Raw genomic sequence first — 25,311 nt, forward strand, 5'->3', positions numbered from 1 at the left:
AGGCTCCCGGTGCGCGGTGCTTGGCGTCACATGACGGCGGCTAGCCACATTTATTCCGCCGCCCAGACACGCAGCAGCGCCTGTGCTTTCAGGTGCAGCCACTGCCGGGCTTCCGGAGCGGCCGCATCCTGATGGGCTTTGCTGCCGAGATGCTTCAGAAAGTCTTCTATTTTCTTGGATGCCTGGCCGCTCTGGCCTTTCTGCAAATGACCGGCCGCCTGCTTCAGCGCGTTGTCTAGCTGGTTCGTCAAAGGCGAAGTGACCTGACCGGCCGCGATAAAACGCTGCAAGCCGGCCTGCAGAGCGGGCAGGTCCATGCTTGTCGTGAACGTGACCGGCAGGCTCATGTCCGAGACGACTCCCGACTCGTGCACGGCCCGGACGGTGAACGTATACGCCGTATCCGGCTCCAGGCCGGTAAATGCGTATACGGAGCCAGCCACGGTCGCCGCCAAGCCCTGCGGACCGTATACCTCGTAAGTGACGGACGACGAATCGCCGGGCGCCGCCACAGGATTCCAGCTGATCCGCGCGGAATCGGCCGTCACGCCGGAAACCTTCACTTCCTGCGGAGCGGACAGGGCAAGGCGGGTACGGAAGGTGCCGATATCCGAATAGGTCCGGCCTCCGAAGGCATCCTCCGCGGTCGCATACCACTGGTAGACGGTATTCCCGTTCAGAGGGCCCCAGACGGTTTTTGCCGTCGAACCGCTGCTAGCCTCGACCTCTCCGATTAGTTCATCCGAATATACGTTTACTTCGAGCTTATCCGTGGCCACCCGCTTCGTCATCGGTTTCAAATCCATCGACAGCTTGAATTCATCCTTGGCCGGGTCGTAATAATTATAATCGTCCAGATAAGGAGAATACGTGTTCACGTAGACAGTGTCGGTGCTTGTGTCGAAATGCATCAGCTTGAGGTATCCGTCGCCTCCGTTCGGGATTCCCTGATAGTCGTTGAGTATCTGGTACACTTTGCGGTCCGGCGTACCGTCTTTATCGTCGTCAAGCTGATCCGTACGCAGGGCGCTGCCCGTAAAATGCCCGCTCATGACCATTTTCACATTCGGATTCGGCACCACCACGTTCTCGTAAATCCGGTTGCCGGTCGCCGAGCGGTTTCCGTTGTTCTGCAGATATTCGTGCACCACGATGATCGCTTTGCGGTCCGGATGCTCCTTGAGCACCCCGTTCATCCAGGCGAAATCCTCGTCGCTCATATCCCAGCCCATGTAGACGAAAATAAAGTCGTTGCCTTCCGCAGAAATGAGGTCGTAATGGCCCCGGTTGTCTTTATAAGAACCGCCGTAATAAGGCTTGTCCTTAAACCGGTTTTCCCCGAAGTATTTCGAAAATTCCGAGTAATCCGGCTCCGAATTGGCCCCTCCGTCAAACACGTCATGGTTGCCTGCGGCCACCCCGTAAGGGATGTTCGCCTCGTCCAGCACGTTCATGAACTTGTCCACCCGTTCCCACTGCCCTTTAATCCCGGCGGAATTGACGATATCTCCTACCTGCATCACGTATTTGATGTTCATGTCATCCTTGGCCCCGCGAATAAAATTCACCTGGGATTCGAAGTACTGGGGTAAAATTTCCGCATAAATTTGCGTATCCGGCATGGACACGAATGTAAAATCATACTGGTCCCGGCGGGGGATTTCATCCTGAATCATCGCCTGTACCTTACCGTTCCGCGCATAAGGAAAAGCGTCTGCCGCTGCGGAAAGTGTAAAATCCTCTTCGGACGGGGCGACCATCGAAGCAAGGGAATCCCACTTCTCCGTCCCGTAGTTCCACGCGTAAAGGCTGACCTTTCGCCCTTTCAGGCTGTGGCCTTCCCAGTTCAGCTCGATCCGGTCGCCGGCGCCGGTTTCCCCGCCGACCTCCACCTCGAACCGCTGGTAAGGGAACTGGCCGTCGGAGTCGGTCGTCACGTAACGGTCGTCGGACGTTCCCGCCGAAGCCATGTCCTCCGGGGAGAACGGCGTCTCTCCCGGTAAGGATAACGCCGCCGGAGGCTCTATGTCCGCAGCGTGCGAATAGGCCGTCATCCCGGGATCGCCCGCCGTAATCCGCTTTCCTTTAAAGAACTTCACGTTCAGCGGATCGCCTGTCGGATCGGAGACCGATACTTCCAGCGAAACGTTCCCGTCCGCATCCTGCGTCCCCTCCGCCGGAGACAAGAGGACCGGCTTATGCGGCAGTTCTTCGAGTGTCGTGAACTTGACGGTCTTCTCCGTCGTCTTGCCGCCTGCGTCGGCCGCCTTGAGAAGAAGCGTGTGTCCGCCCGGCGGCAGCGAAGCCGATGAAGCCGCGTACGGTACCCGGATGAGCTTGCCGTCCAGCTTGACTTCAAAGGACTTCACACCGGAAGCCGCGTCAGAGGCGCTTGCTCGGATGTCGAACGGTCCTTTATAAGATTTTCCTTCCTCTATGTTCGTTGTAAGGACAGGCCCCTGGTTATCCACCGTCACATCGGCCGAAGCCTTACTTCCGTCCGGAAGTTTCACTTCCACCTTATGGGCGCCGTCGGCCGAAGCGGCCGTGTCCCAGCGGTAGGAGATGCCTTTCCAGTAAGACTCCGGAACAGCGAAATTAAACGTGACGACCGGCAGGAAACGCCCGTTGTCCCCCATATCCAAGATCGTAGCCGGATTGGCGTATTTGGGGTCTTTAACGACCGTGCCGTCGGCAAGAACAAGCCGGACGTTGCGGATATTAAAATCGTCCAGTCCCGTTTCGGGCTTGTCCTCGTAATAAGGGCGGTTGACGGAACCGGCGCGGATGGCGATCGGGTTGGCCTGTCCGTATTTGAAAAGCTCGGGACGGACGGGCACGACCATCGTTTTGTAATCCTGTGTCCCGAAAGGAATGAGATAGAGCGTATCCGCCCCCATCGTCACGACGTTCTGCCCTTTGTCTATATCGTCCGCCTCGAATACGAAATAGGCGGTTTTCTCCAGCGCCTTGGCCGTCGGCGAAACCGCCTGACCGTCGACGGTCAGCGTCATCGGCCCGACCGCCGCGGCCGAAGAGCCGATCAAGACACGGCTTCCCGACAGAGTCTCCCCGTCGCGCACATTGAGCGCCGGACTTTTCTCGCTCCCGGCAAGACTAAGGGTACGAGGCGCGGTAGCCGCCGTGTTGAAGGTGTCGGAAGCCTCGAAATAATACTGCAGAGACGGGCTGCCGAACCATTCCATCATTTCAACGGAATACCGGAACTTGCCGTCCTTTCCCGGGGGAATCGCGACCTTTTTATAATCCGCGGTCTTGTTGGACTTGTAATAGAGATTGACCGACGCCAGCAGCCGGTCGTCTTCCGCTTCGGCTGTCAGCTCAATAGGACTGATCAGATCTATTCCGGACGTATCGGTGACGTCCCTTACGGTCGGTGCCACGGGATCGGCAGCGATGCGGACAGGCTCCGCGGGAACATGGGCGGGATCGAACGTACCCGGGGTCGCTTTCTGTTGGAGAACGCTTAGTTTCTTCATATCCAGGCTTCCCGCATCGGGCGTGCCGTACTCGATACTCATATCCGCCGCGGTTTCCAGGACGCCCTGGTTATAGCTGGCCCGTACGATGTCCCGGCCCGTGTTGGTCGCGACGACGATCGTTCGTTCCCGCAAATTGTTCAGTCCACCGGGAATACGAACGATATCTTTGTTTTCCGTGAGGGAGGTCTTGAAGTGTGCGTTGAAATCCGCTACGGTTTTTGTTTCCCCGGCAGGTGTGACGGCCCAGAAAACGATCGCTTTCCCAGGCGGGATCACAATCTGCTGATCCGTATAAGGGCGCCAGAACAAGTCTTTTCCCGGTTCGCCCGGATACCGGTACAGAATCGAATAATCTTTGAAATCAACCGGCTGATCGCTGTTGTTGTACACTTCCAGATACTCGTACGGATCTTCTCCCGCCTCTGTATCCCCTCCCGAATCGGGCACGATTTCCGTAATCAGCATTCGGGGCGCGGCAGACGCTGCGGCAGATGAAACAGCGGCAGGCGTTCCCGCTTCTTCTGCGGCCGCGGGACGGACAAAGGCAAGCGATGAACCCGCCGCCAACTGGATGGCCATGAAACAGGTGAAGCAGCTGGTAAACAGTTTCTTGTTCACTTTTCAACTCATCTCCTTTTTTTCTACTGGCAGAATACAACCACAGTTACACGCTTCTTCTCCACAATTAATTTATATATCTATTGGATTTATTAATTTCATTTACTGTATTCGTCATCTTCCGGAGTATTCCTCTATTAATCTTTTGTAAAATAAAAAAAGAATTCACAGAACCTGCGCGGTCCCATGAACCCTATGAATTCTTGTCTTTCCTGACTTTTCAAACTCTTGAACTTCGCAAATCCCGATGCGCTCTCAAAACTTCCTGTACTGCGTCCAGCTTAAATAGCGGTCAATGAACGGTAAGCCTCCCCCGCATCCAGCCATTGCTCCGTATCCTCACAGGACTTGCTTGAACAGATGAAACCGCCGAATGCTTGAAAACGCTCTGATCCTTTCAGATAAGCCGCTTTCTTTTTTCGGAAACTTAAGGAGGAGAAGGCGCATGACACTTGAACAGGCGCATGGTGCCGCAATTTGTACTCTTCATTGGTTAACCTTGGAGGCTGCTTTCGTTCCACTTGTGACGCTCTTTCCGCCGGAGTCAGCGGATTAGGTTTCATCTTTACAAAGGCCTTAATCTCGCAAGAAGTGAATTGAGGGATTCAAAAGTGCATTTCATCCAAAAATGATCTATACAAAGTTCAAAAATGATATCATGCTTAGATAGGGTCCCAGAATAAGGGAATGGAACTGAGGGGTGCATCTTATGTACAGAGTAGCCATTTGCGACGATGAGGAAAAACAAAGAGAGCTTGTTAAAAACATCCTGATCGCTTTGTCGATAAAATCCAACATACAATTTGAAATCGAATTATTCAGCTCGGGCGAGCAGCTCTCAGCCTATTATGAGCGCCAGGAAACCCCGTTCCATATTTTGTTGTTGGATGTTGAAATGGGCGGGATTAACGGCATTCAAACCGCCCGAAGAATAAGAGAGTTAAATAACCTGGATGAACAAATTATTTTTCTGACCGGCTACCCCGAATATATGGTCGAAAGTTTTGACGTCATGACATTCCAGTATTTGATCAAACCCGTCGCCCCCATGGTCCTGGAAGAGAAAATCATCAAGCTGTGCCAATACTTTCAAGCCCTTGATAAAAAATTTATGGTCATCAAGTCGGCCTATGACGAAGTCGTTATCAAATACGATGACCTCATTAGCATCGAGGCTGCCAAAAGCTTAACCATAAAAAGCAAGCTGCATTTTACGACCGTTAATCAAACCTATGAAAGCAAAGGAACGATTTCAGATTATGCCCTTGCCTTAAAAGATCACAAATTTCTGCAAATCCACCGATCCATTATTATTAACCTGCTCCATGTGAGGAAGTTTGCCCAGGGAGTTGTTCTCATGTCCAATGGCATGGAATTACCCATAGGCCGTTCTAAAGTTAAAGAGGTTAAAGATGTATACACCAAATTTATGATTATGAAGGTCGATGGCTATGATTCAAACTAATTTGCCCATTTTCTTTAGCATGGTAGTTGTAATGGCCGTCCAAATTAATTTTTTCTTCAACTCGGTTTTCGATAAAACCACGCACAAACGCAACCGTATCATTTACTTTCTTATCTTCGGGCTGCTCGATTACCTGTACCTCGTTACTTCCTTATCGCCTGCGTTATCTTCGATTGTATCCTTGCTTCTCATATTTACTATTGCGCACTCTTATCAAGTGGAATTTAGAATGAAAATCATTTTTTCCCTGCTTTACGGCGTTTTGATGTCTATCTCTAATACGATCTCCCTTTATATTTTATATACGCTGGATAACGTTGAATTTGACACCCTTGACCTTGTAACTCAGCCCGCCGCTCAAATTCCCTACACGAAGCTTATTTTCCTCAGCTGCATGATCATGTTCGTCGTCATTCAGATTATACGACTCATTGCCAAACGCAGAAGCTTCTCTTTGCCTTATCGATACTACGTCCTATTCTTGGTAATTCCGCTCCTAAGTTTCTATCACCTGAATATTCTAACGTATAAGAGCTTCTATTCTTTCCTTTCCGCCATCGGCTTTCTTTTCTTAAACGTGATGATTATCTATATTTTTGATACGATTATGGATAAATTTCAATTCATGCATGAGAACGCTCAGCTCCAGCAGCAGATGGACTATCAGGATGCGAATTACGAGAAAGTCGTTCACAGCTTCAAATCCATCAAAAGAATCATTCACGATACGAACCAACAGTTCTTATATATCGAAGAGTGTATTAAGCGAAATGAGCCGGCGGCGGCAGTGGAACATATTAAAACGACCCTAAACAAAGTCGAAGGAGCCTATCAAAGGGTGAATACGGGAAATCTGGTTATTGACGCCCTTGTCACCAATGCACTTGATATCGGGCAAGCCAATGGGATAAGAATCGATACCAAGCTTAACCTGCGCTCACAAGAAATCCCGATTGACCGTTACGACTTATGTGTGGTTATGGGAAATATGCTGGATAACGCAATTGAAGCTTCCAAACATATCAAGATCGCGGAAGACAGGTACATTCTTATCAAAATACATGCGACCGAGTCTGCCCTTCTCATTCACATCTTGAACCATATGGAGAAGGAAGACGCCCGCTTGCACAGCCAGAAACCAAACCCCGAATTTCATGGGATCGGATTAACCAATATCGCCAGAATTTGTGACAAGTACGGCGGTCATATGACACTTGAAACGAAACATAAACAGTTTAATAATATGGTTCTCCTCCCCTTCTTAACGAACAATCCCTAGACAATATGTTGTTTAGGGATTGTTTTTTTCGTTTCAGGGCGTTTTTTTATCCATCTATCATTTTCCATATATGATTAATTCAGCAAGTAAATTTCAAACTGAACCGCAAGGAGGAAGTATTCATGAAGAAAATGGTTTCCGTATTGATGACCACCATGCTTTTAACGGTACCGGTCACCTCTGCATTTGCTCAAACGACTCAGGATCCTGTTAAGGAAAAGGCAAAGGTACTGGCTTCGAAAATTGTTTCCGACTATGGGGCAAGCGGGATACAGTATGCGATCAGGGATCACGGATCCGTTGTTCTATCCGGCGGCGCAGGCTTAAAAGACAAAGCTGCCAACAACCCGGTAACGAAGGACACGATGTTCGGAATAGGTTCCGTAAGTAAAGTGTATATAACGGCTGCAGCGATGAAGCTCGCGGATACCAATCAGATTGAACTCGATAAACCGCTGACCACGTATTTGAAAGACTTTAAGATGGCTGATGAACGGTACAAGAAAATTACACCGCGCATGTTGATGAATCATTCTTCGGGACTTTACGGCAGTCACTATGAGAATGGCTTTTTGTTCGATGACAATGATACGAAAGCTCATGATGAATTATTGACCAAATTGCGATCCGAACACTTAAAGGCAGACCCTGGTGAGTTTTCGGTCTATTGCAACGATGGGTTTCAGCTGCTTGAAATCTTGGTTGAACGAGTAACCGGGTTAAGCTACAGCGAATTCCTGAATAAGCATTTTAGCAAGCCTCTTGATTTGAACTCTACCAAAACACCGCGCGATACATTTGATAGAAACAAGCTTGCAAAAACGTATGCTCCCGAGAACGATCAGGCTTTGCCTGTAGAAAATGTCAATCTTATCGGGACGGGAGGCATTTACTCTACGGCTGAAGAACTAAGCAAGTTCGGCGATGTCCTGATCGGGAACCGAACGGATATTTTATCCGAGAAGTCGGCCAAGGCCGTGCAAAGTCACGAGTATCGGAAGGGACTGTGGGTTCCGGAAGAAACCAACACCATTAATTACGGCCTCGGTTGGGACGCCGTCAAGTTAGCCCCGTTCGATGATTACGGGATCACGGCGTTATCCAAAGGCGGGGATACGCAAATGTATCATGCAAATCTGACCACCCTGCCTGAACATGATATTTCTGTAGCGGTGCTTTCATCAGGAGGGTCCTCTACTTTCAATAGTATTATGAGCTCGAATATTTTACTGGAATATTTAAAAACCAAAGGCATCATTAAAGAGATTTTGCCTGCAAAAACTTTCCAACCGGCCGTAAAAGTGGATATGCCGTCGGAGCTGCGGGCTTACTCCGGATTGTACGGTTCCACGGGTAAAACGGTAAATCTGGAGTTCAAGAACGGAGAGGTTGATTTCCCCGCTCTGTTCGGTGGATTGGTACCGGCTCAAAAATATGTCTATACGGGCAACCGACAATTCAAAAATAGAGATGGAAATTTAACCCTTAGCTTTGACCAAGCGAAAAATGGAAACACCTATTTAAAACTTAACGCTTATTTGAATCTTCCGGGATTAGGTCAAACGGTTATGGTCACCTATGAATATCAAAAACTGGATGCCAACCCTCTGGACCAAACAACTAAAAAGGCATGGGAACAAAGAAACGGAAAGAAATACTACGCCTTGGATGAAAAAATAACTTCCGTCGGTTATGGGAACCAAGCGCTTTTAGCCAGAGAAATAACCGTTAATGCCGATTACGGATACGCCTCCGGCACTAAAATTGTGAACCCGAATAAAGCCGTCAATGTAACGGCTGTTCCGGTCATAAACGGCAGAGACTCTTTTGACTTGAATTTTTATAAAAAGAATCATACAGAGTATTTAACAATCGATGGACAATCGTATATCCATGAAGATGGTATTCAGCCCTTCTCCCAAGGAAGCTCCGCAATTCGCAGCATACCATCCAACGGTCAGGCCGTATGGTACAAGATTGATAAGAAATCAGCCGGACGGACGTTAACCGTTAAGGCTCCGGCAAGCGGAGGATTCGCCGTTTATGACGCGAAAGGAAAGCTTGTGAACTTCTCAAAAATAAGCAAAAATTATTCGGCCCTGCTGCCTGAGGGCGGGCTAATCGTTTTCGGCGGTCATGCAGGCGACGTATTCAAAATTGATTGGAAGAATAAATAAAACGAAATAGCAAAGAAACCAGGCAGCGGTCCGCTGCCTGGTTTCTTCGTTTCTTTTCAATGGATAGATCTCTACGGTTCTTGAACATTATTTAACCGGCTGAACGTCATAACCTTTCGCTTTCAGCTGGTCGATGACCATATCTTTCACCACATAATGCGCAGAGCCGACGACCACGAAAGAAGTGCTTTCCCCGTCCTGCTCCAGAAGATCCGCAATCTTCTTGGCCATGTTTTTGTCGCGCTCGCCGATCAGTTTCTTGTTCAGCTCGCCTTCCATCAAGCCGCCCCGGACAAGTCCGTCCACAACGCCTTTCGCATCGCCCTTACTCCAATCCAGTTGAAGCTGTTTGAAGGAGTCGGCCCCTTCCTTGCCTCCGTCCGCAAGCAGAGTATCCAGCAGGCTGTTCAGATCCTTCTCCTGGGCTTCGGGAGTCAAAGAGTTAAACACGTCCGCTTGCAGCTTGATTCCTTCCAGTTCATGGACCGGTTTACCCGTCAGCAGCGCTTTAGTGAGAAAATAGTGATCAATTCCGGACGCCGATGCCGCTGTAATTTGTTCGGGCCGGTCGAACAGGGATAGCATGGATAAGTTGCTGGAGACGGCAAAGGGCTTATACTCGTCGAACGCCTGCTCCGGAAGCTCCATTTTTCCAAGTACTTTTTGCATCTTCTCGTACGTTTCTTTCGACACATGATCCTGGATCTTCGTGCCGTCGTCATACACCATCAGATTGGCGAAATAGCTCATATCCCCGGATAAAGTATCGGCTTCCACCCACAGATCATCCGAAGCTTCGAAGGCTTCCCTTATGTTTTTCTGGAGCGGATACATCTCGGGAATTCCCAGGTGGACCGACCCAAGCAGGTACAGGGTGTTATTGTTATGCTTCACCTTCCAGAATACGCCTTTCGCTCCTTGCCCTGCCGTATCGTAACTGAATTCCACCAATCTCGAGGCGAGTACGGCGGCCTGTTCGGCCGTACAAGGCTGATCGAGCTCCAGTCCTTCGCTTGATCCCTGTACGATACCTTTCTGCTGAAGATATTCGATCGGTGAAGAAGATCCGATCCCGAAAGCGACCGGCAGCTCGTAGCGGGCCAGTAACCCGTGCATGGCACGCATAACCGTGTCTCTGGTGATCCCTTTATTTTCCGATGCCGGCAGAGGGAGATCTTTTTTACTGAAACCGAGCTGATCGAGTTTGGCCGCCGTGCTTTCGATTAACGATTTAAACTTTACAGCGTCAATCGCTTGTTGAAACTTGCCGTCATAGTACCAGCCCGTCGGGTAGATTCCGTATTTCTCTCCCTCGTTAAGAGTAGAGAGGGACCACGTGCTGATAGATGGGGTTGGAGCGGGAGCTTGCTCTGCCCTTACGGTTAAGTTTGTTCCCCCGAGCAGAATCGTAACCCCTAATACGCCGGCTACCGTCTTGCGGCTCCACTTGCTCCATAGATGACTTTTCATGTTCAAACCTGCCTCCTAAACATAGATGAGAAGAATAGCTTTAAATCGGGTGTTAACCCGTTACTACTACCTACGGAAACGACGATGTGCGGATGCGCCTTACGCCTGAAAAGCCTTCATCGCTTTCCGCAGTTCCTTCCACGACGGGCGTTTGCCGTACATCAGCACGCCGGTACGGTAAATTTTCGCCGACAGCCAGCCCAGCACGAAGATCGAACCGAGCATGATCGCGATTGAGATCGTGATTTCCCACCAAGCCGGACTTCCGAGACCGATACGCAGGAACATAATGAGCGGCGAGAAGAACGGCACATACGACATCGCGATGACGAACGGAGCCTCGGGATTCTGCAGCCCGAACATAGCCGTCATAAAGGCGATGATGATAAGCAGCGTGACCGGCATAACGGCCTGCTGCACTTCCTCGCTGCGGCTGACAAGCGAACCGATTGCCGCGAAAATAGTCGCGTAAATAAAGAACCCGCCCAGGTAAAATAGAAGGAAGTAGCCGAGCAAACCATAAGGGATGAGGGACAAATCCAGATCCATCGACTGCAGCGCCGCCCCGTTCCAAGGAAGAGTCAGGTTCACGGCTACCACTATGCCGAACACCACGTTTTGCAGCAGTCCCATCAGACAGATGCCGATGATTTTGCCGAACATCTGCTTAAGCGGAGAACCGCTGGAGATCAGAATCTCCATCACACGCGAGCTTTTTTCCGCGGTGATTTCGGTGGAAACCATGCTTCCGTAGCCGATTACGCTCATGTAAAGCAGGAACAGCAAGGCATAGACCAAGATAAAAGCAATTCCCAGCTCTTCCTTGGATTTAGCCGGCGTTTCCGCTTCCTTCAAGGCTACCGTTTCCGTCGTCAGCTTGACGGGCTCCTGGATCTTCGCCAGCACGGCAGGCTCTATGCCTGCTTGAGCAATCGCGCTGTTCGTCTTGATCGTCTGGAGAGCCGTTTTCAGAAGGCCGGCCGTCTCATCGGTGCCCGGATTCATCGAGAACCCGCTTGCGCCCGTTTGGTAGAGAAGCTGCGGGAACTCCCCCGCGCCTGCCGGTTTAGCGGTCAGGACACCTTTTACATCCTCGTTTTTGAGTTTTTCACGGATCAGTGCGGCATCCGCCTCCGCACCGCCCTTACTTTCCAGCGGTACAATTTCAACGGCACTAGTGCCTGTCTTGGCAGCGGCAAAATAATCCGTCAGCTTCTGCTGAATATCGGTGCCATTAGCCATCACCCCGATTTTGACGGCTTCCTTGCCGTCTTCTTTGGAAAATTGCTGGATGATAGCCGGGAGATTCACGACGGCCGAGATCAGCAGTACGAAAATAAGCGTCGTGATTTTGAACGACTTCGTTTTTAACCGGTTCAAGAGGGTAAACCGGATCACGGTCAGCATGCTATTCATGAGACGATCCCACCTTTGCGATAAAGATTTCGTTCAACGTCGGCTCCATGAGCTGATAGCGGTAAATATCCGTCGCTGCGGCCGCGTGGGCCAAAATACGCTGTGCGGCGCCGGCTTCCCGGATACGGATCTCGTAGCCGTTCAGATGCTTTTCCACGGAAGTGACTCCTTCGATCGTCTCCAATCCGGGGACCGCCTCCTTCGTTTCCAGAAGAACGCGCTCTTTCGGGAACGACTGCTTGATCTCGCGCAGGTTGCCCTGCAACACCGTGTTGGATTTATGCAGGATGCAAATATTTTCGCAAAGCTCTTCGACATGATCCATCCTGTGGCTGGAAAACAGAATCGCTTTTCCCTTGTCCCGAAGCTCTTTGACCGTTCCTTTCAGAAGCTCGACGTTAACCGGGTCCAGGCCGCTGAACGTTTCGTCCATGATAATGATCGACGGGTCGTGCAGAACGGACGCGATAAACTGGATTTTCTGCTGATTTCCTTTGGATAGCTCCTCTACCCGTTTATCGTAGTATTCGGGCACTTCGAACTTGGCCAGCCACTCCTTCAGCGTCCGGTCCGCCTGCTTCCGCTTAATGCCCCGGAGTTCCGCCAGGTAAATGAGCTGCTCCGATACTTTGTATTTCGGGTACAGTCCCCGTTCCTCGGGAAGATACCCCATCAATCTGCGCAGCTCGTCGCCGTACCCCTTGCCGTTCCAGCGAATGGTTCCTCCATCGGGATAAATAAGTCCGAGCGACATACGCATCGTCGTCGTTTTTCCCGCGCCGTTTCCTCCGAGCAAGCCGTAAATCTCTCCCGGCTTCACTTGCAGGGAAATTCCGTTGACGGCCGTTTTCTCTCCATATTGTTTCGTAACTTGTTCCAGTTCCAGCGGCAACATAGTGATTGCTCCCTTCTCGATTGAATGGTTGATTTTTCTCTATCTCTCTTTGTTTTCTGCCTTTTTCGCTATCTTCTCCTGAGTCAAAAGCTCCAAAATATCTTCAAGTTCCATAGCGGTTGTCCGCACCGGTAAGTTACCCTGCGAAGCGAGCGCCGCTTCCGTTTCACTGGAGGACCGGGATATAATCGGGATCAGCCCTCCGTGCTCTCCTGTACCCATGGACACTACACCGGGCAGGGGACCTGAAGCCGGCTGCGGCGTTTCGCGGACCCATATGCGCTTCCAGTCATCCAGCAGTTGATCCTTCTCATAGACACCGATGAGGCGGCCCCGGTTGATATACACGATGTAGTCCGCAAGCCGCCGGACTTCCTCCATCACATGGGTAGAGAAGAAAATACTCCGGCCTTCCCGTTCCATAAACTTCACTAGATGTTCTATCATCCGCTTGGTGGCAAAAGGGTCCAGACCGGACGTCGCTTCGTCCAGCAGCAGCAGTTCAGGCTCGTGAGCGGCTGCCAGAATGTAGCTCAGCTTGCGCTTCATTCCCTTGGACAGCGTCTTCAGTTTTAGCTTGCCGCTAAGTTCAAACTCTTCCATCATGCCGCGGTAGAGCGTTTCGTTCCACGTCGGATACCAGCGGCATACGAAATCGTGGAGCTCTCCGATCGTCGTGCAGCCGAGCTCTTCCCAGCTCGACTCTTCGGGCACATAACCGATACGTCTCTTGATGTCGGTTTCGGTATCGTCCTCTCCGTACAGCCTGCCGAGCAGCTCCACCTTACCGCTGTCCGCTTTGGTCAAATTCATGAGCATGCGGAAAATCGTGCTTTTGCCGGAGCCGTTTTGTCCGACCAGAGCCACCACTGTTCCGGTTTCCACCTCCAGTTCGAGCGGCCCGAGGCGCATATCGCCCAGCATCTTGTCCACCCCGGACAGCCGGATCGCACAATCTCCGTAACGCCCAGCCTCCCTATTCATTTCCGCTCCCCCCTTCTTCCGGTTCGACGGCAGCTTTGGCCAAACCAGGGACTTCCGTATTCGTCGATCCTATATTTTGCGGATTATTCGTGCCCGGCTGACGATTCTCAGGTGTTCCCTGTCCCTCGTTCGTAATTTCCAGCAAAGCCTCTTCAAACAACTGCTTGAGTTCCTCAATGGTACAGCCGACACGCAGTCCGCTGCGCAGAGCATCTTTCATCGCTTCCACCACCGCTTCCTTCCGGTATTGCTCTCGAGTCACTGTGCCCACCTTGGCGACAAAAGTGCCGGTTCCCTGACGGGTCCTCAGAATACCTTCGTTCTCCAGATCCTGATATACACGCCGGATCGTGATAACGCTGCATGACAAATCTTTCGCAAACTCGCGGATGGATGGCAGCAGCGTACCTTCTGGCAAATGCCCGCTGAGGATCAGCTCTTTGAGCTGAACTTGAATCTGATGATATAACGGCTCCGGATTATCCGGTGAAATTTGGATCGGAATATGCAACTGCATCACCTGCTTTCAAACTTTCGTCATTTTAGGCAAAAGGTACGTCACTCATGATGCAAACAAATCCCGGTGTCCGATCTTTCTCCCGAGGATCTTCCACGAGATCCCCAACGCAGTCGCACCGATTATGACCGAACAAGCCGGCACAATCACCCCGTATCGTTCAACACTGCTTATCACAAGAGGCCATACCATGTAATTCCCGGTCCACCATAGCAGAATGGAAAAGATCAGAGTGGCCAAGAGCATCAGCAGACTGAAACGGAAGAAGACTTTTCCGCGCATCGACAATTCTCCATACAGGTAAAATGAACCGACGGCCAGCACCGCTCCCCACCAGAAGAAGATCATGCCGAGCCACGTCCCCCATCCTACCGGATCAACCCATTGTAAGGACATCATCACGCGGATTCCCACATGCAGAAGCAGGATAAAAAAACTTGAGTACAGGATGTAAACCAAAAACCGGCTCGTCACGATTTCCTTGTTTGTGACAGGCAGCATTTTCAACTGCAGAATTCGCTTCGTATAAGCATCGTTTTTCCAATAATTCATATTTCTTGTATCAATCGGGTACCCAACCACTTGAATGATCGATAGAACAAACAAGTTAAACACCACGGTCAAAAACCCGTTCACTTCGCCATGCATCGAAATTTCCGGCTTCATGAAAACAAACAGCACAAACATGGCATTCAAATAATAAAGCAGGCTCCAGATATATCCATAACGGACCATCTTAAGATCTTGTTTAGCTAGCCACCATACATTGCTCCAGACGCTCATGCGAACACCTCACCGTGTTTACTGTATTCACTGTGCTTGCTGTGATTACTGTGTATATTTATATTAACAGTAAGCACACACTTCCGCAACCCCTTTTTCCACTTTTTTCTGTCCCCTATTCTCTACTCCATACACACTTGCTCCTGCTCACTTTTCTTGCTTACTACCTTTCCTTATAAGTCCCGCCTTATCCCCCTGCCACCTGCTCACTCCCTCGTATTCATTCCCTCCTTATCACTCCGTTTGTCACAAAACAAAAAAACAGCCCTCTGTTTTCGTTAGAAAACAAAAAGCTGTTTAATCTCGCCTACGCGGCTATGTGTAAAGCTTCTGTACTTTTACAAGCCAAAAATCGCATCGATAAGAGGTTTCGTCTCCCCGCCAGGAAACAGAATATAGAGCAGAATGTAAACCACTACGCCCGTAGGTGCCACGAACATCCAAATGGTTGCCGTAATAGGGCCTACTTTCCGGTGGCGTATCCAGTTCTTTTTGAAAGCCAGAATCAAGGTGACGATACCGAACACGGCTCCCACCGTAGCGAGCGTAATATGGAAAAATAAAAAGATATGGTACGCAAGCTTAAGGCTTTCCGGTCCGTCAAATGAAGTATTGCCTTGAAAGATGGTACGCGACATATAAATGGTGAAAAAGATCAGCGCAGAGATTGCCCCCGCAATCATCAATTTCGTATGAGTCTCCCGGTTGCCCTTACGAATCTGATACCAACCGAAAGCGACGAAGATGGCGCTGATCACGATGAACATCGTGCTGATCGTCGGCAGTACATGCATGATTTAAATCCCATCCATTCCCTATATTAAGACACAGAGTCAGTGGCAAAAAACTCAAGCCGTCGTCAGACCGTTGTTTCCCTGCGGGTCATCCGACAATTCGTCCTCTTGTGCCCTCTCCGTACGATACCACTTGAAGAAAATCATAGCAAGGGCAGAACCGTAAACAATTTCTTGAATCACTTTCATCAGGACTCCGCCAAGCTGTTGGTCGTCAAGCAAAGGCAGCGCATTGAACGGAATTACCACATTTGCATACATCGCATAGATCGGTTCGCTCGCGAAAATAATGAGCGCACAGGCCGGAGTGAGCAAAATTCCGTTCACCGCGATATAAGCCAATTTCATCAGGCTGGACAGCTTTTCGTGCTCCGGCAGCGGCGTGAAGACCGGGAACCACATGGCGAAAGCCGTAAACAGCAGGATTCCGTGATAACCGAGCAGCATCCATTCGTTTTCCATCAGGGTATCCATGATAAGCGGCAGATGGTAAATCGAGAAAAGCAGGTTGAACGCCAGAACCGAAATCAGCGGATGGGTGAAGAATCGCAGCAGACGGTTCATAACAGTCCCTTTGAAAAGAGGACGGATCAACCAGGCCGGCAGCCCGTTCAAGATAAAGATCGGCATGATCAGATACAAGAGAGACTGCTGCAGCATATGAACACTGAACAGATAGTGATGACCCAGATAGTTGATCGGGCTTCCCTGCCCGATGTAGAACAAGGCAATTCCGGTGTAGAACGAGAGCTTGACCTTGGAACTTACAGGTTCTTCTCCCGCGGCCGCCGCCTTGGAAGGAGAGGTCAAACTACGATAGACGAGACCGACAACGACAACGAACAGCAGAACAACAGGGTTCCACATCTCAAAAAAACCCATCGCTGTGTCAGCTCCTTTACCTTTTATTTTCTTGCCCGGATGAAAAAAAGGAGCGGCCTGTTGCAACAATAGCCAACGAAGCCGCTCTTCTTCTTTTTATCTTACCACCAGGTCCAGTAAACCCCAGCGGCTACGGCCGTTAAGGCGACTATGCCTCCAAAGATAATTCCCACGATCGGGAACAAGTGGCCTTTTTCCTTCATGTGCATCCAATAAGCAAGTTGAAGGGCTATTTGGATCAACGCCATGAAAATAAGGAATGCGTACAGGAAAGACTTATCCAAGCCGCCGTACATGACAAGCGCGAAAGCAATCATGGTCAGGAGAATGGAAGCAATATACGAAAAGTAATGGTTAGCCGGGCTTTCCTTCTTGTAACGTTTACTTGGTGAAGTTGTTTCGTTTGTGCTCATCTTAAGGACCTACCTTCCCCATCAGATAAACGACCGTAAAGATAAATACCCATACTACGTCGATAAAGTGCCAGTACAAGCTGGCAACATAGAACTTCGGTGCCGTAACGACGGTTAGACCTTTGCGTGTTCCCTGGATGATCAGCAGAGTGATCCACAGAACCCCGAAAGCAACGTGACCGCCGTGGAAGCCTACGAGCGTATAGAAGGAGGTTGAGAACGCACTGGTCGTAAACCCATGTCCTTCATGGACATATTCGTAGAACTCATACACTTCAAGCCCTAGGAAGCCAAGACCGAGCAATACCGTAATGGCTAACCAAAACAGCAAACCTTTTACGTTGTTTTTGTGCATCGCCATGATGGCGAATACACTGGTCAAACTGGATGTCAACAGGATGAACGTTGCCCAGGCGACCGTAGAAAGCTTAAACAGTTCCATCGGAGTTGGCCCCTCCGGAATCTGGTTCCGGAGAGCGATATAGGTGGCAAACAGCGTACCGAACAAAACCATCTCGCCGCCGAGGAAGAGCCAGAAACCAAGAACCTTATTCTTGCCTTCCAGCGTTGCCTTCTCGGGCTCCAGCGGCAACGTACCCGCGTCGTGCGTTTGCGTGCTCATCGTTTAACCCCCTTGTCGTTAAGCTCCTCCGGTTCGATATGCCAACCGTGGTCGTCAAAGACGGAACGAAGCAGCATGCAAAGGAGTGTAATGCCGATACCCACGATACAGATCACATAGATGTGGTACATGAAGCCGAATGCGGAGATAAACAGCCCAAGAGCCATGAACAGCGGCAGGATCGATGGAGACGGCATATGAATCGAACCAACCGGTTCAGCCGGAGTCATCTCTTTGTTGCCAGCCATTTTTTCTTTCCACAGAGCGTCAAGACCGCGAACAAGCGGAGTTTGTTTAAAGTTGTATTCCGGTGCCGGAGAAGGAATCGTCCACTCCAGCGTACGACCATCCCACGGATCGTTCGGTGCATCTTGAGGTTTTCTGTTCGTCGCGATCATGTTGATGATGAACACGAGAGTACCGATACCCATCAGGAATGCGCCTACCGTACTGACAAGGTTACCTGCAGTAAGGCCCGGATCGTAAGTGAATACGCGGCGAGGCATACCCATCAGACCGAGGAAATGCTGCGGGAAGAAGGTCAGGTGAAACCCGATAAAGAAGGTCCAGAAATGTATTTTACCCAAAGTTTCGTTCAGCACACGGCCGAACATTTTTGGCCACCAGTAGTAAGAACCGGCGAACAAGCCAAGAATCAAACCACCGACGATAACGTAGTGGAAGTGAGCGACAACGAAATAAGTGTCATGATACTGGAAGTCGGCAGCCGGTACGGAAAGCATAACCCCGGTTACCCCGCCCATTACGAACGTCGGAATGAAAGCCGTTGCGAAAAGGCTGGACGTCGTAAAGCGGATTTGTCCGCCCCAAAGGGTGAACAGCCAGTTGAAGATTTTGATCCCTGTCGGAACCGCAATCGCCATCGTTGCGATGGAGAAAATCGAGTTGGCAACAGGACCGAGGCCTACGGTAAACATATGGTGAACCCAAACCATGAAGCCCAGGAAACCGATCAGAGCGGTCGCGAATACCATCGAGCTGTAACCGAAAAGGCGCTTGCTAGAGAAGGTACTTACGATCTCGGAAATGATACCGAACGCAGGAAGAATCAGAATGTAAACTTCGGGGTGCCCGAAGATCCAGAAGAGATGCTCCCAAAGGACGGTGCTGCCGCCGCGGGCCGGATCAAAGAAGGCTCCGTCGAAGATACGGTCAAACATCAGTTCAACTAAACCTACGGTAATCGCAGGGAAAGCGAACAAGATCAGTGCGGACGTGATAAAGGACGCCCAGGTAAACATCGGCATACGCATGTAGGTCATGCCGGGTGCACGCATGTTAATGATCGTTACGAGGAAGTTAATCCCCCCGAGGAGGGTTCCAAGGCCGGCAATCTGCAGACCGAGAACATAGAAATCGACCCCGGTAATATTGCCACCAACCGTAATGGCTTTCGTACTATCTACTATAGATGAAAGTGGAGCGTATGCCGTCCAACCGGCATTGGCTCCGCCCCCCATGAACCAGGACAGGTTCAGAAGGATACCCCCGAATAAGAAAAGCCAGAATCCAAGGGAGTTCAGAAACGGAAACGCAACGTCCCGGGCCCCTATCTGCAAGGGGATTATCGCGTTCATAAATCCGAAAATCATAGGCATGGCCGCGAAGAAGATCATCGTCGTACCATGCATGGTTGTCAGCTGGTTGAACGTATCACCGATAAAAATTTTCAAATCTGGATTCATAAGCTGAATCCGGATGAGAATGGCTTCCAGTCCACCGATCAGGAAGAACAGTCCGCCGGCCATAAAGTACAAAATACCGATCTTCTTATGATCCACGGTGGTCAGCCAATCCATCAAGCCGGTGTACCGCTTCACTTGATGGTGTGCGTGCGCATGCGCGTGGGCGTGTGCTTGTGCCAACGTATTAACCTCCTTTTTCCTGAGAAGTCTTACTTCAAGCTGTTCAGATATTTAACAAGCTCGTTAACCTGATTATCCTCGAGCGGTACTTTAGGCATTAAAGTTCCCGGCTTCTCGGATTGCGGATCTTTGATCCATTTTTTCAAATTCTCGTCGTTGTGGTCCAGAACACCGGCGAGCATTTCACGGTCCGCATAACCGTTCAGGTTAGGACCGAAACCGAGTCCTTTCGGATCGATCGCATGGCACTGCAGGCATTTCTGTTTGAACAGCTCTTCGCCTTGCTTCGCATCTGCAGGAACAGCGGCAGGAGTTTGCATATTCGTCACCCAAGCGTCAAAATCACCTTGTGCGAGCGATTTCACTTTAAAGTCCATCAAGGAGTGGGACGCGCCGCAAAGCTCCGCACATTTACCTTTGAAGACATCGACATCGTCAGCTTTCAAATAGTACACGTTCGTCATGTTAGTGTTCGTATCCATTTTACCGCCGAGAGACGGAACCCAGAAGGAGTGAGTAACATCCGCGGAGGTAAGCTCAAGCGCGATGTTCTTTCCTGTAGGGATTACAAGATCCTGAGCGGTCGAAATGCCGAGCTCGGGATACTCGAACTGCCACCAGAATTGGTGAGCGGTCACTTTAACATGGATAGCATCCTTATCCTGCACGTAGTTCGTAGTGTGCTTGAACGTATAGTAAACCGTCGGTACGGCCAGCACGATAAGCAGCAGAATCGGAATAACCGTCCAGACAATCTCCAGCACGTGGTTACCTTCCACTTGCTTCGGAATGCCTTCTTGTCCCTTCCGTTTACGGAAACGGATGATTACGAACAAATACAATGCAAATACCACTACTACAACCAGAAGCATGATGGCGATCGAGATCTTCATCAGAAACAGCTGTTCTGATGCCACCGGCCCTCTAGGTCGCAAAGCGGAAAGCGTCGGGTCTCCACAACCCGCAAGGAGGAACGTCATCACCGCAAATAGGGGGACTAGACGCCAATTCTTTTTCCATCGACTCATTGCTTATCAACCCCACTTTGTAAACCAATATTTTTACCACGAACGACAGGCCTATGTCAATCAACCTTATCACTTAATTAACTATAATTAGGTAAAACTTTTTTGTCAATTCTTCTTGGAAAGTTCACAAATTGTTCTAAAAGCTGTTACATTTTGCGATTTTTTTGTTGATTTGTCTTGCATTGATTTCCTTCCTGCTCGGTTTTTAGCATTAGGATGCATCATTGCGTCCCGTATAATTCACACCTCCCCGCTTCATCCTAAATTTATGTCAGTCTTCAACAAGGAGGAGCAATCATGAACAAGATCATGCGCCGTTTCATCCCTGCCCTTTCCGCGGCCGGCTTCATTATTGTAACTGTATCGGGATGCACTAATACGTATCCGAAGGAAACCAGTTACGGGCATCCCAAGCAGCGGATTGAGGGAAAAGGCCAGAGCCGGGCTTATCAGACCCAGCAGCAGGTCAGCGCCGTTTCCCACAACAATACTTTCTTCGCGTACGATCATGAGCTGTCCACGCAAATTGCGGCCATGCACGGGGTGATGGGAGCTATCGTGATGAGAACAGACCGAAATGCCTATGCCGCCATCATGGTGGACAACTCCGCATCCGGAACCAAAGCGGGGCGCAGCGAAACGAAAACGCATGGCCCCGGGGACATGAAAAACCAAATTCCCCAGCCCTACTACGAGAACCTCTATACGAACGAACTCGCTTCGGACTTCCTCGGCTACGTGACGGTCCAGGATCATAAAAATTTATCCCATAACTTCAAGCAGGAAATAGCCCTTAAAATCAGACAGCTCGATCCGACCGTGCATGATGTGTACATCTCGGCTAACCGTGAATTCATTAACCAGCTCAACCATTATAAACTGGATGCCCTGTCAGGCGCTTCGCTCAAACCTTATGTGAACGAGTTTAATCAAGGAGCGACACGGATATTCGGGACGAAACCGCAGCCGTAACCGTAAAAGGAGATTCATGTCAGGAAAAACACCTTTTTATAGGAAGAAAGTCATGCGGAGGCATGCTTCTTGTTAATAAGCAGACAGAGGAAACCAAGCCATAGCTTTCCATCGTGCGGCCGTTAGGGTAGAATGGGAAGCATCCCTACATTCGAAGGAGCTTACACCAATATGTCTTTTCCATTTATAGACCTCGGCGTTCGTCCGGAGCTGGCCAAACTGCTGGCTCGAAGCGGCGTATCCGATCCGACTCCCATCCAGCAGCAGGCGCTGCCCGTTGTTTTCCGCGGCGGCGATGTGATTGCCCAGGCACAGACCGGAACCGGCAAGACGCTCGCCTTCCTGCTTCCCATGCTGGAGCGGACTAATCCCACACGCGCCGAAGTGCAGGGGCTTATTCTGACCCCTACACGGGAGCTTGCCATACAGATCGCCGCGGAGGCCGCCAAACTGGCGCCCTCCCTCGGCATTAACGTACTGGCCGCATACGGCGGACAGGATGTCGAGAAACAGCTGCGCAAGCTTTCCTCGACAGGCGGTGTCCATCTGATCGTCGCGACCCCGGGACGCCTGCTTGATCACCTGCGCAGAGGATCCGTCGCTCTGTACAAGATTTCCATGCTGGTCCTCGACGAGGCCGATCAAATGCTTCATATGGGATTCTTGAATGAAGTCGAGGAAATCATTGCCCAGACTCCTCAGAGACGGCAGACGATGCTGTTCTCCGCAACAATGCCGGACCCGATCCGGAACCTGGCCAAGCGTTACATGGTCAATCCGGAAGAAATCCGAGTAAAAGCGAAGCAAGTTACACTCACGGAGATTGACCAGTCCGTAGTGCGTGTATCGGATCGCGGCAAGCTTGACGCCTTATGCAGAGCCATCGATACGGATAAGCCTTACCTCGCGATGATATTCTGCCGCACGAAGCGGAGAGCGGCTTCCTTGAACGCCGACCTGCAGGAGCGCGGCTACAAGTCGGACGAGCTTCACGGCGATCTGTCGCAAGCCAAGCGCGAGCAGGTCATGAAGCGGTTCCGCGACGCCAGCATCCAACTGCTGGTCGCCACGGATGTGGCTGCGCGCGGGATCGACGTGGAAGGCGTTACACACGTCTTCAACTATGACATCCCGCACGACGCGCAAAGCTACATCCACCGCATCGGTCGGACGGGACGGGCGGGCCAAACCGGTGTCGCCGTCACGTTCGCCAGCCCGCGCGATCAGGTCTACGTCGACCAGATCGAGCAGGGCATCCGCCAGCAGCTCCGGCGGCAGGACGCTCCACGCCGCGAACGCGGCGAGGAGACCGACGAGCGCCGCGAGCGCGGAGGACGCAGCCCTCGCGGCGAGCGGAACTTCGGCGGCGGCGACAGAGCGAAGCCTGCGGGCAAAGGCGGCGGGCGCTCCCGCGGCGGCGACGGAGCGGGACGCTCCGAAGGCCGCTGGGAGCACCGCACCGACGGACCGCGCGGCGGTTCGGGCGGCCGGGGCCGCGGCCGTGCGGATGCGCGCGACGCGGGCGGACCGCGCAGCGGCGGCGCCGGGCGCGGCACACGCAGCGAAGGCGGCTTCCGCGGCGATAGCGCGGAGCGTCGCGACGGCGCAGACCGCGGCGGACGCGGACGCAGCGGCTCGGAGCGCGGCGGCTTCGGCGGCCCACGTGGCGGCTCGGGCCGCGACGACTTCGCCGGCGCACGCGGCGGCAGCGTCGGGCGCGGACCGCGCAGCGAGAGCGCGCGCGACAGCGGACGCGGCACACGGGACAGCGGACGCGGCGACCGCGACAGCGCGGCGGGCCCATTCGGCGAAGCCGGCTGGGGCGTAAGCGCCAAGCAGCGTGAAGAGGCGGAAGCCCGCAGCAGCCGCGGACGCGGCGGCGCCGATTCCCGAGGATCACGCGGAGGCGGTTCCGGCCGCGGCGACTTCGGCGGCTCGCGAAGCGGCGGCAGCGCCGGGCGAGGATCACGCAGCGGCGGCTCTAACGGCCGCGGTGCAGGCCCTCGCGGTGGCGGTTCGCGAAGCGGCGGACCTGCTCCGCGGGGCGGTTCCAAGCGCGGCAGGTAGTCAGCGGCGTGCGTTGAGCCGGCATTTTTATCAGCTGCCGGCTAACTACCTTTTAAGCTTCGCCTCCGATAGACCCTCCGCCTTGCGGAAAGAGGCTAATCGGAAATGTTTTGCAACCAACCGGGACTTCATGTTCCGGTTTTCTTTTTTACCTGGATTCAACGGGGTTCAGAAGCAGCTTATTATATAGAAGAAACTCAACAAAACAGAGATGTCAAAATTCCATTTTAGTTAATTATAGGTAATTTATACCTGCATGCAGTGACTTTCCTCACAGAGATTTGGCGCGAAAGGTCTTTTAGCAAAAATGTGGTATCATAAAGAGGAACAAAGGAGGGTGTGATCCAGTGAATTTAGTATCGATTGAACCAACCCCGAGTCCCAATACCATGAAGCTTAACTTAGATAAGGCGCTGCCTAAGGGCCGCAGCCTGACTTTTACCCGGAAACAGCGCGACAACGCTCCCGGTTATATTCAACAGCTCCTGGATATCCCCGGAGTGACAAGCGTTTTTCAGGTAGCCGATTTTATCGCGCTTGACCGTTCCCCCAAAGGAGACTGGAAGCAGATTCTCACACAGGCCCGGGAACTGCTGGGCAGCGGCGGCTCTCAAGCCTCTCTTCCCGGCGAAGACGAAGCGGGGTCCGGTTTCGGAGAGGTTAAGGTGCTGCTCCAGACTTTCCGCGGCATCCCTATGCAGATCCGGGTAAACGCAGGCGGCGAAGAAGCGCGTGCCGCTCTTCCGGAACGTTTTACACAAGCTGCGATGAAAGCGACCGAAAATTCTCCTCACCTGCTCAAGGAGCGGAAGCTGCAAGAGCTCGATGTCCGTTACGGAGAGCTTCAGGATGTGCTGAATGAGGTTGTTCAGGAAGTGGATGCGTCTTACGATGACAAGAGGTTGAGCCTGCTTACGGAACAGGCCGCTCAGGGGCTGTCCGAGACGGACTATGCGGAAGCCCAGCGTCCGGCCGAATTGACCGAAGAGGAAATCGGCCGGCTCCTGGACGATCCCGACTGGAAAAAACGGTATGCCGCTTTGCAAAGCGTCAAAGCCACTCCCCAGACGCTGCCTCTCCTCGCCAAGGCTCTCGGCGATGAGAAAACGTCCGTACGCAGACTTGCAACGGTTTATCTCGGCGATATCAAGGAACCGGAAGTGCTTCCTTACCTGTTCCAGGCTCTGGAGGACCGCACCCCGGCCGTCCGCCGTACGGCGGGAGACACTTTGTCCGATCTGGGGGATCCGGCAGCCGTTCCGGCTATGTCTACTGCCTTGAAAGATCCCAACAAGCTGGTCCGCTGGCGTGCCGCCCGTTTTCTGTACGAAGTCGGTGACGATTCCTGCCTCGAGGCCTTGCGCGAAGCGGCGCACGATCCGGAATTCGAAATCAGCATGCAGGTCCAGATGGCAATTGCCCGCATCGAGGGCGGACATGCCGCGGAAGGCTCGGTCTGGCAGCAAATGACACGCAGCCGCCAAGGAATCGACGCGCCTAAGCAGGACTAAAGCGGTCTCTTAACCCGTTGTGAAGATCA

At 51.7% G+C, this 25,311-nt stretch carries 19 protein-coding genes; 6 read left to right on the forward strand and 13 right to left on the reverse strand.

The window, feature by feature from the left end; genetic code table 11:
* Window positions 1-50 precede the first annotated feature (50 nt).
* Complete coding sequence (locus tag HMPREF1207_RS10110; RefSeq protein WP_009671717.1) at window positions 51-4,121, reverse strand: FIMAH domain-containing protein; 4,071 nt, start codon at window positions 4,119-4,121, stop codon at window positions 51-53.
* A gap of 709 nt (window positions 4,122-4,830) precedes the next feature.
* On the opposite strand from HMPREF1207_RS10110, the gene HMPREF1207_RS10115 reads away from it, so the two are divergent.
* The 3 genes from HMPREF1207_RS10115 (at window position 4,831) to HMPREF1207_RS10125 (ending at window position 9,042) form a co-directional block, all read left to right on the forward strand.
* The gene (locus tag HMPREF1207_RS10115; protein WP_009671706.1) at window positions 4,831-5,586 is read left to right on the forward strand and encodes a LytR/AlgR family response regulator transcription factor; all 756 of its coding nucleotides are present in this window, start codon (window positions 4,831-4,833) and stop codon (window positions 5,584-5,586) included.
* Window positions 5,573-6,865, forward strand: coding sequence for an ATP-binding protein (locus tag HMPREF1207_RS10120; RefSeq protein WP_016423634.1), 1,293 nt, complete (start codon window positions 5,573-5,575; stop codon window positions 6,863-6,865). The genes HMPREF1207_RS10115 and HMPREF1207_RS10120 overlap by 14 nt, the downstream gene beginning before the upstream one ends.
* Window positions 6,866-6,987: 122 nt before the next feature.
* Window positions 6,988-9,042: a serine hydrolase domain-containing protein gene (locus tag HMPREF1207_RS10125; protein WP_009671665.1), complete on the forward strand. Its 2,055-nt coding sequence runs from the start codon at window positions 6,988-6,990 to the stop codon at window positions 9,040-9,042.
* Between the two features lie 87 nt (window positions 9,043-9,129).
* Here the strand turns inward: HMPREF1207_RS10125 and HMPREF1207_RS10130 are convergent, their stop codons facing one another.
* The 12 genes from HMPREF1207_RS10130 to coxB all read right to left on the reverse strand — a co-directional run bounded on the left by HMPREF1207_RS10130 (window position 9,130) and on the right by coxB (window position 20,732).
* Window positions 9,130-10,512, reverse strand: coding sequence for a TraB/GumN family protein (locus HMPREF1207_RS10130; protein ID WP_016423635.1), 1,383 nt, complete (start codon window positions 10,510-10,512; stop codon window positions 9,130-9,132).
* A 99-nt stretch (window positions 10,513-10,611) separates the two neighbouring features.
* The gene (locus HMPREF1207_RS10135; protein ID WP_009671664.1) at window positions 10,612-11,928 is read right to left on the reverse strand and encodes an ABC transporter permease; all 1,317 of its coding nucleotides are present in this window, start codon (window positions 11,926-11,928) and stop codon (window positions 10,612-10,614) included.
* On the reverse strand, window positions 11,921-12,823 hold the full coding sequence (locus tag HMPREF1207_RS10140) for an ABC transporter ATP-binding protein (RefSeq protein WP_009671696.1): 903 nt from the start codon (window positions 12,821-12,823) through the stop codon (window positions 11,921-11,923). The genes HMPREF1207_RS10135 and HMPREF1207_RS10140 overlap by 8 nt, the downstream gene beginning before the upstream one ends.
* 39 nt (window positions 12,824-12,862) lie before the next feature.
* A complete protein-coding gene (locus tag HMPREF1207_RS10145) occupies window positions 12,863-13,807 on the reverse strand; it encodes an ABC transporter ATP-binding protein (protein ID WP_009671711.1) in 945 nt (314 codons plus the stop codon).
* Entirely contained in the window at window positions 13,800-14,318 is a 519-nt protein-coding gene (locus HMPREF1207_RS10150; protein WP_009671690.1) for a GntR family transcriptional regulator, read from the reverse strand. The genes HMPREF1207_RS10145 and HMPREF1207_RS10150 overlap by 8 nt, the downstream gene beginning before the upstream one ends.
* 51 nt (window positions 14,319-14,369) lie before the next feature.
* Window positions 14,370-15,107, reverse strand: a complete 738-nt coding sequence (locus HMPREF1207_RS10155) for an ABC-2 transporter permease (protein WP_009671719.1) — start codon at window positions 15,105-15,107, stop codon at window positions 14,370-14,372.
* A gap of 338 nt (window positions 15,108-15,445) precedes the next feature.
* Complete coding sequence (locus HMPREF1207_RS10160; protein ID WP_009671726.1) at window positions 15,446-15,901, reverse strand: DUF420 domain-containing protein; 456 nt, start codon at window positions 15,899-15,901, stop codon at window positions 15,446-15,448.
* A 54-nt stretch (window positions 15,902-15,955) separates the two neighbouring features.
* Window positions 15,956-16,783, reverse strand: coding sequence for a cytochrome c oxidase assembly protein (locus HMPREF1207_RS10165; RefSeq protein ID WP_009671673.1), 828 nt, complete (start codon window positions 16,781-16,783; stop codon window positions 15,956-15,958).
* A 101-nt stretch (window positions 16,784-16,884) separates the two neighbouring features.
* Window positions 16,885-17,196 carry a cytochrome C oxidase subunit IV family protein gene (locus tag HMPREF1207_RS10170; RefSeq protein WP_009671683.1) on the reverse strand — a complete coding sequence of 104 codons (312 nt, stop codon included), beginning with the start codon at window positions 17,194-17,196 and terminating at the stop codon, window positions 16,885-16,887.
* A gap of 1 nt (window position 17,197) precedes the next feature.
* The gene (locus tag HMPREF1207_RS10175) at window positions 17,198-17,818 is read right to left on the reverse strand and encodes a cytochrome (ubi)quinol oxidase subunit III (protein WP_009671668.1); all 621 of its coding nucleotides are present in this window, start codon (window positions 17,816-17,818) and stop codon (window positions 17,198-17,200) included.
* Window positions 17,815-19,638, reverse strand: a complete 1,824-nt coding sequence (gene ctaD, locus HMPREF1207_RS10180; protein WP_050803004.1) for a cytochrome c oxidase subunit I — start codon at window positions 19,636-19,638, stop codon at window positions 17,815-17,817. Before ctaD ends, HMPREF1207_RS10175 begins: the two co-directional genes overlap by 4 nt.
* A gap of 95 nt (window positions 19,639-19,733) precedes the next feature.
* Entirely contained in the window at window positions 19,734-20,732 is a 999-nt protein-coding gene (gene coxB / locus HMPREF1207_RS10185; protein WP_009671687.1) for a cytochrome c oxidase subunit II, read from the reverse strand.
* A gap of 297 nt (window positions 20,733-21,029) precedes the next feature.
* On the opposite strand from coxB, the gene HMPREF1207_RS10190 reads away from it, so the two are divergent.
* The 3 genes from HMPREF1207_RS10190 to HMPREF1207_RS10200 all read left to right on the forward strand — a co-directional run bounded on the left by HMPREF1207_RS10190 (window position 21,030) and on the right by HMPREF1207_RS10200 (window position 25,282).
* The gene (locus tag HMPREF1207_RS10190; RefSeq protein WP_009671715.1) at window positions 21,030-21,704 is read left to right on the forward strand and encodes a hypothetical protein; all 675 of its coding nucleotides are present in this window, start codon (window positions 21,030-21,032) and stop codon (window positions 21,702-21,704) included.
* Window positions 21,705-21,875: 171 nt separating this feature from the next.
* Window positions 21,876-23,771: a DEAD/DEAH box helicase gene (locus HMPREF1207_RS10195; RefSeq protein WP_016423637.1), complete on the forward strand. Its 1,896-nt coding sequence runs from the start codon at window positions 21,876-21,878 to the stop codon at window positions 23,769-23,771.
* Between the two features lie 347 nt (window positions 23,772-24,118).
* Window positions 24,119-25,282, forward strand: coding sequence for a conserved virulence factor C family protein (locus HMPREF1207_RS10200; RefSeq protein ID WP_009671443.1), 1,164 nt, complete (start codon window positions 24,119-24,121; stop codon window positions 25,280-25,282).
* The last annotated feature ends 29 nt before the right edge of the window (window positions 25,283-25,311 follow it).

Origin of the sequence: Paenibacillus sp. HGH0039, from assembly GCF_000411255.1 — a bacterium.
GTDB lineage: Bacteria > Bacillota > Bacilli > Paenibacillales > NBRC-103111 > Paenibacillus_F.